Source organism: Enterobacter sp. PL_is379 (assembly GCF_055817355.1).
Genome location: NZ_JBVPGT010000027.1, coordinates 27001 through 39350 on the forward strand (window position 1 = coordinate 27001; position 12350 = coordinate 39350).

The window sequence follows — 12350 nt, forward strand, 5'->3', positions numbered from 1 at the left end:
GGTTAAGATGGTCAGTCTGCTAATTAATGTAATTAAAAAAGTCAGAATGAATTGTAAATATTTAACCGGCCATGTAAGCACAGGTGCGCTGTTTTTAATCGCCTTAACCACACGAGCTTAAAACGCTAAAAGATAGAGTAATGTTGGTGGGTATACAGGCGAGGGAGGAAGGCAAAACGGAATGATATGGGTGTACCAGACTGATTTTTCAACAGCTTTTTTGAGGCGGGGGAGCACTGAGTTATCTGAAATGTATTTTTGTTGTGAATTTTAAGCTTAAATCTCATTAAAACTTGATTTAGATCAATTCTGTTCTGTGTTTTCAGTTTTTTCTCATCTTGAATGTTACTTATGTTACATTTCAAAGCAACCATTATTTCATTTAACTTGTTGTTTATTAATGTTTTTATATGTGCCGACAGGCGGTATTGAGTATGTATTGAGCATTTCAGATGAGTCCCTTTCTTAATTTAATAATCCTGATTATTCCTGATTAGTCAAAGAGAGTTGGGTAAGTTGGTTCAAATTTATTATTAATTTTCAAGATTAAAATATTAAATTTTTGTCTTTTTAAGTAAATGATGCGATTTTTTGCCTGTGATACAGTGCAAAATTCTGACTATGTGGCCTGCATTGTGTAATGTATCCTGGACTTCGCAAAAAAAATAAACTTCACAAGATGAAAATATTAAAAATGATCTGCGTCACGTACCAAAACAAGGTAACGCAACCAGGTGCCATTTCGCGTATGCCCACGCCCGGAGGAAAACTTACTTAACAAGAGTATATGTATATGAAATTTATAATGAATAAGCAGATAATTTTTGACTCAGATATGTGTACGTTGGGCCTCGAAGATTCTCAGGATGAGTCGATTCAAATTTCGAATCCTACAAAGCGACTTTTATTGTTGCTGATCGCCCATAAGGGAGAGGCAATAAAAAGGGAGGTTATATTTAAGAAAGTCTGGGACGACTATGGCATGGTTTCCAGCAACAATAATCTTAATCAGTGCGTAAGCAAGTTACGCAAGATTATGAAGAACCTTGGCATGGATGAGGAGGTGATTGTTACCGTTCCAAAAATAGGCTTTATGCTGCATCAGCAGGTTGATGTCGAAAAATGCTCAGAGTCGGTTGACGTCATCGAGGATGTCCCTTCTGAAACCGAAACCGCTTATATTGCCGACGGGCGTTTACTAAAAGGCAAAATTGCCGAACGCAGCACGGGCGAAGTATCATGCTGGTGCACTATGAAAACAGGAATATTAAATCAGCTGGTGCTTTTTTTCTCTGTTATGGCGCTGGGCGGGGCTGCAGGATTCTGGTTTGCCAGTAAGCCCGTGGAACGTAATGAGATTTACATAGGAAATGCTGGCTCCTGTAAGGTCATGATGTCTGAACAGGCGCTGAACAGTATAACCAATCCTGACGTAAAGAAAGGCGTGATGGATTTTGCGATAAAGCTAAATCCCGTCTGTAAGAGTAATGAGTATGTCCTGATCATCAAAAGCAGTTCGTTTAAAACGTATTCTTCCAATCTCTCGCGTCTCTACTTCATGCGCTGCGGCATAATGAGTGACGGCAAAGCAGAGATATGCTGGGGGTTATTGCCACCACGCTGAGTGCATTATCCTTTTATTTTCCCGGTATTCACCGGGAATTTCTCCTTCCTTCTGGATTACCGGTTTATTTCACCCAGACAGTCAACAGCCTTGTCTCACTCATCATCTTGCGAAAAGCATAATTCCTTTTCGTCTCCCTCACAGGCGCATAAGTAATCACTGCAATTATGATGTGGTCGATATAAAAAGCTTAATCCAATATTAAATATCCTTAAATTCCAGGATTATAATCTTAAGATTTGCGATTTAATAGTTAATTGTTTTTGCAGTAAGAATTTTCGTATAGATTTGTTTCTGCAACTTACCGGGCAGGGTTTACGCGTTCGCCTTTATTTGGCGTTCAATTTTATATGACCGGTTTGTCTGTAAAAAAAGGAAGTTTTCATTATCGGTTTAATTGATAAAACAGGAATAAGCGTTATGAACAAGAAAAATATTATTGCGTTAGTACTGGGATCATCTTTGGTCTCTGGTGGGGCTTTTGCTGCGTCTGACAACACCATCACGTTCCAGGGGGAAGTCACGGATGAAACCTGTTCAGTTGCCGTAAACGGTAACAGTGCCTCTCCGGTGGTGTTATTGCCAACGGTCAGCGCCTCTGATCTTGCCGCCAGCGGTGATACTGCGGGACCGGTCACGTTTGATATCGGGATCAGCGGTTGTACGGGTAACGCCAGTGGGGAAACGAAAATCTCAACGGTGTTTGTCGGCAACCAGGTAACGTCTAACGGTAATCTCGGCAATACCGGTACTGCGAAGAACGTTGAAGTCCAGATCCTGGATACCGCAAACGCCGTCGTGAACCTGAGCAATGGTTTCACCGGTAATGGCGACCTCAAGCTGGCAGCGAACCAGACGGAGGCCTCCGCGACCTATACCGCGCAGTATTATGCCAACGCAGCGGCGACGGCGGGTACGGTAGAGGCCACGTTGCAATACGCCGTTTCCTATCAGTAACAGGCCGCACTGGAACTAACGTGTGCACGTTTTGCAGGATGCAAACGTGCATATTCCACTCAGCTCATTGCAGTCAGGGTCTCGCCACACCAGGTTCATTCGGCCCGGGAGTTGTTAATAATGATAAGCGCATATCTTAAGCGTATCGCTCAGTACCTGCTTTATTTGCCATGTGTCCTGATGCTGACAAACACCGTATCCGCAAGCGTCACAATACTGGGTAGCCGGATTATTTATCCTGCCGGGGCCTTATCCGTCGACGTGCAGCTCAAGAACAATGACGACATTCCTTACGTGATTCAAACCTGGTTTGACGAAGGTGATATTAACGCGACGCCAGCTCAGGGCTCGAAAATCCCCTTTCTGACGACCCCACCCGTGTTTCGAATTCAGGCGAAAGCGGGACAAGTTATCCGCGTGACCCACACAGGCGCGCGCGATTTACCGCAGGATCGGGAATCCCTGTACTGGTTTAATGCGCTCCAGGTTCCACCCTCAAATCTCGAGAGTGAAAAAGGGCAGAACAAAATGCTGGTCATGCTGCGTACCCGGGTAAAAGTTATTTACCGGCCTGCTGGCATTGGCTCCCCAAAAAATCAGCTGAATGGGCTGCGGGTCAACGCCACTTTCGATGCGCAAAAGGGGTATGGAATTTCGATAGAGAACCCTCAGCCGTGGTATGCGTCATTGACCCTCATTGAGGCTGAGGTGGGGGGGAAAAAGCATACCCTCACAGCTGATACGGTAGCGCCTTTCGATCGTCAGACGTTTTGGTTTAACAACTGGAAAACCAAAACCGCGGGAAACGGTACGGTGAGGGTTTGGCTTGTCAACGATCAGGGAGCACGGATCAATGGGCAATATCCTGTCTCGTACCCCTGAGTTTCGACGCAATCTGCTGGCGCTGTGTATCTCATTGAACTGCACGGGTCTGGTGGAGGCGAAAGAATATGTTTTTGACTCTTCACTGCTGCAGGGCTCGTCCTGGGGCATGGATCTGGAGCAGTTCAACCGACATCAGGTCGCACCCGGACGCTATCTGGTTGATGTATATGTCAACAATACGCTGGTGAAAAGCGAAGAAAAGGTCATTTTTCGCGCTAAAACAGACGGCCAGGATCCTGAACCCTGTCTGGGCAAATCGCTCATGCAGGCCGCAAAACTGAAAGCAGCAAACCACAGTAATGAGACAGCGTGTCGCCTTTTGAGTGAGTGGGCGGAACATGCTACCTGGCAGTTTGACCAGGCTTCATTGCGCCTTCAACTGGCTATCCCGATGACGGCGCTCCAGCATATGCCTCGCGGTTATATTCCGGTCAGTGAATGGGACGCGGGTATGGCGGCGATTTTTTTGCGGCATAACACCCGCTACACGTGGACGGAAAATACGGATACGCACTATCGCTATCACTATTTGTGGAGCGGTATCAATGCCGGAACCAACCTTGGACTGTGGCAGGTTCGACACCAGGGAAACCTGCGCTATGCGGACAGCAGCATAAGCGGAAGCGATTCGAGTTATAACGTCGTTCGAACCTGGGTACAACGTCCCATCGAACCGATCGATAGTGTGCTGGCGCTGGGGGATAACTATACCGATGGCAGCCTCTTTGGCAGCCTCTCGTTCAATGGGATGAAACTGGCAACCGATGAACGCATGTGGCCACAGGGGAAGAGGGGCTACGCTCCGGAAGTGAGGGGCGTGGCATCCAGCAGCGCGCACGTAGTGATTAAGCAGCTAAATAATGTCATTTATGAAACCAACGTTCCACCGGGACCATTCGTCATCAATGACTTATATAACACCCGCAGCCAGGGGGATCTTGAGGTTGAGGTCATTGAGGCTAGCGGGAAAACATCCCGTTTTACCGTGCCTTATTCCGCTGTGCCTGATTCCGTGCGCCCGGGCAACTGGCAATATGGTCTCTCATTCGGACGCGTTCGTCAGTACTACAGTATCGAAAACACCTTCATGGAAGGTGTGTTACAGCGAGGGCTGAGTAATGAAGTCACCAGCAACCTTGGCCTGCGTGTGTCTAAGGATTACACGGCTTTTCTGGTAGGAGGCGTACTGGCGACAGATATCGGCGCCATTGGTCTGAATGCCACCTGGTCTGATGCCCTGGTTGAAAATGATGAGCGGCAACAGGGCTGGCGTGCAGAAATCAGTTACAGCAAGACGTTCACGGCAGGCACTAACCTTGTGCTTGCCGCATACCGCTATTCGACGAGCGGTTATCGCGATCTGGAGGATGTGCTGGGCGTTCGTCGCCAGCAGAAAAACGGTACGGAGTACTATTCGGACACCCTGCATCAGCGCAATAGACTGACGGCGACGGTCAGCCAGCCGATGGGAAGCTGGGGGGTACTTAATCTGAGTGCCAGCACGGCGGATTACTATAGCAATCAGTCGCGTATGACCCAGCTGCAGCTGGGCTACAGCAATCAGTGGCGACGAATTAGCTACGGGGTGAACGTTGCCAGACAACGGACGAGCTGGGACTACGGACGCTTTTATACCAGCACCCGCGAGCCGGTTGATGACAGTTCAAAAGAGAAATACACCGAAAATACTGTCTCTTTCAACGTGTCGATCCCTCTCGACTGGGGCAACAACCTGGCATCGGCGGCATACAACTACAACCAGTCGCGGGCCAGCCGATCCTCGACCGTATCGTTAACCGGCACGGCAGGGGACGGTCGAGACAGATCGTACTCCGTATACGGCGGATATGAACGTTATCGGAATGGGAGCGGTGATAACGCCACGACGTTTGGCGGAAACGTTCAGGAAAATACCCGCGTGGGGTCCGTGCAAGCCAGCTATGACCAGGGGGATAACTACCGGCAGGCAGGGCTCGGCGCATCCGGAACACTGGTGCTACATCCTGGAGGATTAACGCTCGGGCCGTATACCAGTGACACGTTCGCACTGGTACACGCCGATGGCGCCCAGGGGGCGCGTGTACAGAACGGGCAGGGGGCAATTATTGACGCGTTCGGCTACGCCATTCTACCGTCGCTTTCCCCTTACCGTAGCAACACCGTCAGCCTGGACTCGCGCAATATGATGGCGGATGCCGAACTGAAAGGTGGAAATCAGCGCGTCGTGCCCTATGCGGGGGCCGTGGTCCGGGTGGACTTTGCCACGCTGAAAGGCAAAGCCGTTCTCATCACCCTCAACAACGGGGATGGGGAACTACCGCCAATGGGGGCGGAGGTGCGGGATGCCGAGGGAACATTGATTGGCATGGTGGGTCAGGGCGGCCAAATTTATGCCCGAGTCCCGGAGGCCTCCGGCGTATTGCGCGTGAAATGGGGCAAAGAGCGCGACCAGAACTGCCGTGTGCCGTATCAAATTACCGGGCGAAACGCAGAGCCGTTGGTTTACCTGAGCCAGATATGTGAAAAGGAGAATTAAAATGCAGGACTGGTTAAAACATTTTCTGGTACTGGGGCTGTTTTTGCTAATAAGCCAGCCCGCGTGGGCAAACTGCATCAGGGTCACCAGCACGTCATCACTTTCCAGCATGGCCATCGCGGCAGGGTATACCGCCGCTGACTGGACGGGTGCCTGTGATACCTGCCATGGCAATATTGGGCTGCCGGCGGTAATCAACATTAACAGCGGCACTAACTTTCAGCCGTCGGGGACGTTGCTTGCCAGCGCGGTGGGCAATTTTTTAACGGCAGCGACCAATAAAACCTATACCAGTAAGCAAATTCTATTTCGCTGTTCCATGTCTGACGCCGGCAGTTTATATGAAATGTATGCCACCAACGGTGACAACGCCTATACCGGCATGTATGCCTCCGCTGAAATTGAGGGTGCGTATTATGATGTCGCAAAAAACGTCGCGGTAAGAATGACCAATCTCAGCACCGGGGAATATTACAGCCGCTACTGGAAGCAAAGACAAATCACCTCGGCAGACTGGTATCAGGATGGAACCTATATTTACATTCCAGCCAGCGCATTCAGCAATGTGCTGTATGAAATGTATAAGATTTCATCCACTACCTATTATCTTAACGCCAGCAATTACTATAAAGATGCCTATACCCAACCGCGAGGTTATATTGCCTTTAAAGGTCCTGGGCTGGCATCAAATTCCATCGTGGTGGGCCAGGATAGCGCGGCTTATTATTATGGCTGGTATGCAAACTGGCCCGGTGCATGGAGTACCTACAATGCCGTGAGCTATGTCCGTGGCGCACTGTGTCAGGTTAAAGACTATCCCGCCGTTGTGCTTTTACCCACCAGCAGCTCCGCGGTGTTGCAGGCCGGTGGTAACAGTCAGGCACCATTCTCGGTCAGCCTTGAGTGTGAGTCAGGTGCGGTTTCCGGTACCGCCGCGTCCACGGCCAGCAAGGCAAACGTAGCCATGGGATTTTTGGTCAACCAGCCCGTAGCTGTCAGAGCTGCGCAGGCGCTGGGGCTGGTAACCAGCGGTGGAGGGCTAACCTGGTTACTGGATTCGCATTACGGCAACAGCGGCGTGGCTTCTGGCGTAGGTATAAAAATCCTTAACCGGAGCGGGAAGGCAATCAATTTGTTACCCGACAGAAGCACAACCGGCACGGGAAACTCGCGCGGCTGGTACGCGTATCAGGATCTTACCAACCTGACGTCGACGGGGGAGGTAAACACCTATACCGGTGACTTTACCGCATCATTAGAGGCCCTCAGTGGGCAGACTGTGACGCCGGGTACGGTTAATGCGCAATTACAAGTCGTTGTTAATTTCCAGTAGGCTTGCTCTGGCAGGCTTGCTGATGATGAGCCTCATTGGTGAGGCATTCGGCGTGGTTAATGTCGATCGGACTCGCGTGATTTTCAGCGCAGGCGAAATGGCCCAGTCGCTGAATCTCTCTAACGATGGTGAAACGCCAGCCATGATTCAGGTCTGGACAGACATGGGCGACCCGCTGGTGCCGCCGGATAAGGTCAGCACGCCGATTGTGGCTACACCTCCGGTTTTCAAAATGTTGCCGAAGGAAATTCGTTCGTTGCGTTTGCTACTTACGGCACGTCAGGGGCTGCCGAACGATCGGGAAAGCGTCTTCTGGCTGAATATTTTTCAGTTCCAGCCTGAGAGCGACCTGACCCGGCAGAAAAAGCAAAAGTTAATTCTGCCGTTACGCTTAAGGATGAAAGTCTTTATTCGTCCTGCCGGCATTGGCGACCCTGATGCGCTTCAGTATCAGACACTCCAGTTCAGGGCCCAGGATACCCGGTTAATCATTACTAACCCGACGCCCTGGAATATCAGCCTCAACGTTGAGATACCCGGGCAAAGGTCGCTGACCAATATTATGGTTTCGCCACGGACGGAACAGGCAGTGTCGCCTGATAAGCCCCTATTGCCGGGAATAAATTTAACCTATCGTGTGATTACTGATGACGGTAATTATCGTGACTATCAGACCGTAGTTCGAAAATAGTTTGCGGCGTTAGCATATATGGAAAAACTAAATATCGTTGTGGTAACAAACAACCGCTATTTTTCTCAAGGGATAATGTCCCTTTTAACCCAGGACGAGCAAGAGAGCTGCACTGTCTGGACGCCCGCGCAGGTGGGCGTAAATATCAATAAACATAAAGACGCTGATGCGGGAAGATGCTGGATTGTTGATGTCGATAACTATTTCAACAATACGCTCTTGTTTTTAGATCTTTTAACCGCGCTGGTGGATCTAAAGACCACCTTAAACCGGCGTCTGCGGGTCTTGCTTTGCTATAACAAATACATTTGCATGCCTTCGCGGGACTGTTATGCGTCTTTTTCAGTGGTTAATGCGGCTCGCGGTATAAAGAGCGTCGAGCATAAGTTCAGGTCCCTCTCCGGGCACGATCGGAAAGATGGAGAGGTAACGAAATCAGGGAATAAAACGGCGCTAACTCGCCAGGAATATCTCGTGTTAAATGCCTTGTCTCAGGGGCTAAACGTCAGTCAGGTGGCCGAAAGATATCACATCACACCAAAACGGGTCAGCCACCATAAATGTAACGGGCTGGCTAAAATGAAGAAAAAGCGTTTGTATGGCGTGTATGGAGAATAAGAAAACTATTCTCCATACAGGGCAGCGACAAGCGCGAGTTGATTAACGATACGCTGTCGCTGCTGGCAGCATTATGGGAAATCTCAGCGCTGTGAACAGCCTTTACACTGCTGGTTCTGGATCTGCTGGAAGAAATCGTTGCCTTTGTCATCCACCAGGATAAACGCCGGGAAGTTCTCGACTTCAATTTTCCAGATGGCCTCCATTCCCAGCTCAGGATACGCGACGCACTCCAGGCTCTTAATGCTGTTTTGCGCCAGCACCGCCGCCGGGCCGCCGATGCTGCCCAGGTAGAAGCCGCCGTGCTTATGGCAGGCGTCTGTCACCTGCTGGCTGCGGTTGCCTTTCGCCAGCATGATCATGCTGGCGCCGTGGGACTGCAGTAAGTCCACATACGAGTCCATACGTCCCGCCGTGGTCGGGCCGAGTGAGCCAGACGCGTAGCCTTCCGGCGTTTTGGCCGGGCCTGCGTAGTAGATCGGATGATCTTTGACGTACTGCGGCAGTTCCTCACCGTTATCCAGCAACTCTTTCAGCTTCGCGTGGGCGATGTCGCGCGCCACGATGATGGTACCGTTCAGCGACAGGCGGGTAGAGACCGGGTGAGCGGAGAGCTGCGCCAGGATCTCATTCATCGGTTTGTCCAGATTGATGCTCACCACGTCGCCTTCACCCTGCTGGCGCAGTGATTCAGGAATGTACTGGCCCGGGTTGTGCTCCAGTTTTTCAATCCAGATCCCGTCGCGGTTGATTTTCGCTTTGATGTTGCGATCTGCGGAACAGGAGACGCCCATGCCGATCGGACAGGAGGCGCCGTGGCGCGGCAGGCGGATCACGCGGATATCGTGGGCGAAGTATTTACCGCCAAACTGCGCGCCGAGGCCGAGGTTCTGGGCTTCCTGGAGCAGCTCTTGTTCGAGCTGAACATCGCGGAATGCCTGGCCGTGTTCGTTACCTTCGGTTGGCAGCGCGTCGTAGTAGCGCGTGGAGGCCAGCTTCACGGTTTTCAGCGTGCTTTCCGCTGACGTACCGCCAATCACAAACGCTATATGGTAAGGCGGGCAGGCCGCAGTTCCCAGAGTGCGCATCTTCTCAACCAGATAGTTTTTCAGCTTTGCCGGGGTGATCAGCGCTTTGGTTTCCTGGTACAGATAGGTTTTGTTGGCAGAACCGCCGCCTTTTGCCATGCACAGGAATTTGTATTCGTCCCCGTCCACGCTGTAGAGATCGATCTGCGCCGGCAGGTTGGTTCCGGTATTCACCTCTTTATACATGTCCAGCGCCGCATTCTGCGAGTAGCGCAGGTTATCTTCAATGTAGGTGTTATACACGCCCTGGCTCAGGGCCGCTTCGTCACCGCCGCCGGTCCAGACGCGCTCGCCTTTTTTACCCATGATGATAGCGGTGCCGGTATCCTGACAGGTTGGCAGCACGCCTTTTGCGGCAATTTCAGAGTTGCGCAGGAACTGCAGGGCAACGTACTTGTCGTTCTGGCTGGCTTCCGGGTCGTTGAGGATGGCGGCAACCTGCTTCTGGTGGGAAGGACGCAGCATAAATGCGGCGTCGTGGAAGGCCTGCTGCGCCAGCAGGGTCAGCGCTTCCGGCTCCACTTTCAGGATCTCCTGGCCTTCGAATTCGGCAACGGAGACGTGCTCTTTGGTCAGCAGGTAGTATTCGGTGTCGTCATGCGAAAGAGGGAAGGGGTTCTGGTAGATAAACGGTTTTTTTGACATAGCGTATTGCTCCACAAAAATAAAACCGCCGGAGGAGAAGTCCGGCGGTCAGGAATCAGAACATCATGGACATCCACGGATAACCAATCAGCAGCAGGGCCGCCAGGAAGATGGCACCGAAGATGGTGCCGAGGCGCCAGTAGTCTTTGGTTGGCAGGTAGCCGCTACCGTAGTAAATCGGGCTTGGGCCAGTACCGTACGGGGTGATGATCCCCATCACGCCCAGCGAGGTCACCATCAGCAGAACAAACACTTCCATATTCATGCCCGGAATGGTGGAGGCGATGGTCAGCATCGCTGGCAGCAGCGCCGTGGTGTGCGCGGTGGTGCTGGCAAACAGGTAGTGCAGCAGGTAGAACGCCAGCAGCAGGACGATGGTCGCCACGCCCGGAGAGATACCGCTCATCAACAGACCGCCTTCTTTGCCTAACCAGCTGATAAAGCCGGTAGAGGAGAGGCCATCCGCCAGCGCAACCAGGGTCGCGAACCAGACGAAGGTGTTCCATGCGGCTTTGTTACCGGTGATATCGTTCCACTCCAGCACGCCGGTCCACAGCATCAGGCCCACAATGAGCAGGGCAGCCATAGCGGGTTCAATCCACGCGGCGGCGAAGATCCACATCAGCAGCGCGCAGCACACGAACACCAGCAGCAGGATTTCATTGCGGGACAGTTTGCCGAGTTTTTCCAGCTCACGGGTCGCCCACAGCGGCACTTCGTTGTTCACCTTCACTTCTGGTGGGTAGAACCAGTAGGCCAGCAGCGGCATGGCCAGAATCAGCAGGATACCCAGCGGCAGGAAGGCGAGGAACCAGGTGCCCCAGGAGATGTCGATACCAACCGTACTTTTCACCAGCGCCAGGGCCAGCAGGTTCGGCGCGAGGGCGGAGAGGAACATTGAACTGGTGATACAGGCCGCGGTGATCGCCACCCACATCAGGTAAGAACCAATCTTACGCGCGCTTGGGTCGTTCGGTTTAGAACCGTACAGCGGCGGCAGGTTAGCGATAATCGGGTAGATGGTCCCGCCGCTGCGCGCGGTGTTGGATGGGGTGAACGGTGCCAGCAGCAGGTCAGCAAACGTAATCGCGTAACCGAGCGTCAGGCTGCGACGGCCAAGGTATTTCACCAGAATCAGCGCCAGACGGCGGCCGAAGCGGGTTTTGTCATAGCCTGCGGCGAACATAAAGGCACCGAAAATCAGCCAGACGGTAGAGTTACCAAACCCGCTCACCGCCCACTTAAAGGAGGCGCCTGCCAGCTTGAATTTCGGGTCAGCCAGCTGCTCAGGGCTGAACAGCACCCACTGGCTGCACAGGGCAATGGCGACCACGCCGGTCAGACCGATCACCGCACCCGGCAGGGGTTCGAAGATCAAACCGACGATCACGCCGACGAAGATGGCGAAGTAGTGCCATGCGTAAGGAGGCAGTCCTTCCGGTACCGGAACAAACAGCAGCAGTACGGCGACGATGATGGGTAACGCCATCATCAGCAATCGTTTTGCGTTTCCATTTGATGCCTGGTTCGCCACAGGGGGCGTTACAGCAGTTTTTGTATTCATAGTTTCACGTCTTAAGTTGTCAAAAATTCGGCTGCACTGAAAAACAAAATCACTTTCTTAAGTTTCTTTGCTTTTTTTAGTTATTAAAGATGCTGTTTTGTATTTTCAGTAATAGCAATTTAACGCTTTTATTGAGGCGCTAAATTAAAAAATGATGATGTTTTTATATTGCGCTTTTGGATGCCATAACTATTGATCGGGATCAAAAAAACAGAATTGCAGCGTTATTTTTATGCTTTTATTAATAACCACTCAGGCGTATATGGGTATTACGTATTTTATGAGTAAATTTTATCATTCTTGTAACATGTTTACCTTTTGTTATTTTTCATTCTATTGATTTTAAACGGTTTTTATGTGTTATGGTGAAATGGTTTTACCATTAATCATTTAACGAATTTTAAATTAT

The 12350-nt window shown here is 51.1% G+C and carries 9 protein-coding genes; 7 read left to right on the top strand and 2 right to left on the bottom strand.

Annotation, left to right across the window (positions count from 1 at the left end):
* Positions 1-805: 805 nt before the first annotated feature.
* The 7 genes from AC0TOY_RS09520 to AC0TOY_RS09550 all read left to right on the top strand — a co-directional run bounded on the left by AC0TOY_RS09520 (position 806) and on the right by AC0TOY_RS09550 (position 8644).
* Complete coding sequence (locus AC0TOY_RS09520; RefSeq protein WP_194266128.1) at positions 806-1624, top strand: winged helix-turn-helix domain-containing protein; 819 nt, start codon at positions 806-808, stop codon at positions 1622-1624.
* A 420-nt stretch (positions 1625-2044) separates the two neighbouring features.
* Positions 2045-2581 carry a fimbrial protein gene (locus AC0TOY_RS09525; protein WP_024909755.1) on the top strand — a complete coding sequence of 179 codons (537 nt, stop codon included), beginning with the start codon at positions 2045-2047 and terminating at the stop codon, positions 2579-2581.
* Positions 2582-2761: 180 nt separating this feature from the next.
* Positions 2762-3463 carry a fimbria/pilus periplasmic chaperone gene (locus tag AC0TOY_RS09530; protein WP_228117507.1) on the top strand — a complete coding sequence of 234 codons (702 nt, stop codon included), beginning with the start codon at positions 2762-2764 and terminating at the stop codon, positions 3461-3463.
* The gene (locus AC0TOY_RS09535; RefSeq protein WP_429865010.1) at positions 3447-6002 is read left to right on the top strand and encodes a fimbrial outer membrane usher protein; all 2556 of its coding nucleotides are present in this window, start codon (positions 3447-3449) and stop codon (positions 6000-6002) included. Before AC0TOY_RS09530 ends, AC0TOY_RS09535 begins: the two co-directional genes overlap by 17 nt.
* Before the next feature lies 1 nt (position 6003).
* Complete coding sequence (gene stbD, locus AC0TOY_RS09540; RefSeq protein ID WP_148769008.1) at positions 6004-7335, top strand: fimbrial usher protein StbD; 1332 nt, start codon at positions 6004-6006, stop codon at positions 7333-7335.
* A gap of 22 nt (positions 7336-7357) precedes the next feature.
* On the top strand, positions 7358-8026 hold the full coding sequence (locus AC0TOY_RS09545) for a fimbria/pilus periplasmic chaperone (RefSeq protein WP_473713374.1): 669 nt from the start codon (positions 7358-7360) through the stop codon (positions 8024-8026).
* A gap of 18 nt (positions 8027-8044) precedes the next feature.
* Positions 8045-8644, top strand: coding sequence for a LuxR C-terminal-related transcriptional regulator (locus AC0TOY_RS09550; RefSeq protein ID WP_080690935.1), 600 nt, complete (start codon positions 8045-8047; stop codon positions 8642-8644).
* Between the two features lie 83 nt (positions 8645-8727).
* Here AC0TOY_RS09550 and fumA read toward each other — a convergent pair whose 3' ends face one another.
* Together fumA and AC0TOY_RS09560 are read right to left on the bottom strand one after the other, a co-directional pair.
* Positions 8728-10377 carry a class I fumarate hydratase FumA gene (gene fumA / locus AC0TOY_RS09555; protein WP_473721771.1) on the bottom strand — a complete coding sequence of 550 codons (1650 nt, stop codon included), beginning with the start codon at positions 10375-10377 and terminating at the stop codon, positions 8728-8730.
* 55 nt (positions 10378-10432) lie between these two features.
* Positions 10433-11941, bottom strand: coding sequence for an anion permease (locus AC0TOY_RS09560; RefSeq protein WP_075201615.1), 1509 nt, complete (start codon positions 11939-11941; stop codon positions 10433-10435).
* Positions 11942-12350: the final 409 nt, after the last annotated feature.

Bases quoted from the DNA above. Each gene is read 5' to 3' on its own strand.
- AC0TOY_RS09550 (WP_080690935.1), top strand. From the start codon at position 8,045: ATGGAAAAACTAAATATCGTTGTGGTAACAAACAACCGCTATTTTTCT.
- fumA (WP_473721771.1), bottom strand. From the start codon at position 10,377: ATGTCAAAAAAACCGTTTATCTACCAGAACCCCTTCCCTCTTTCGCAT.
- AC0TOY_RS09530 (WP_228117507.1), top strand. From the start codon at position 2,762: ATGCTGACAAACACCGTATCCGCAAGCGTCACAATACTGGGTAGCCGG.
- stbD (WP_148769008.1), top strand. From the start codon at position 6,004: ATGCAGGACTGGTTAAAACATTTTCTGGTACTGGGGCTGTTTTTGCTA.
- AC0TOY_RS09520 (WP_194266128.1), top strand. From the start codon at position 806: ATGAATAAGCAGATAATTTTTGACTCAGATATGTGTACGTTGGGCCTC.
- AC0TOY_RS09525 (WP_024909755.1), top strand. From the start codon at position 2,045: ATGAACAAGAAAAATATTATTGCGTTAGTACTGGGATCATCTTTGGTC.
- AC0TOY_RS09560 (WP_075201615.1), bottom strand. From the start codon at position 11,941: ATGAATACAAAAACTGCTGTAACGCCCCCTGTGGCGAACCAGGCATCA.
- AC0TOY_RS09545 (WP_473713374.1), top strand. From the start codon at position 7,358: ATGATGAGCCTCATTGGTGAGGCATTCGGCGTGGTTAATGTCGATCGG.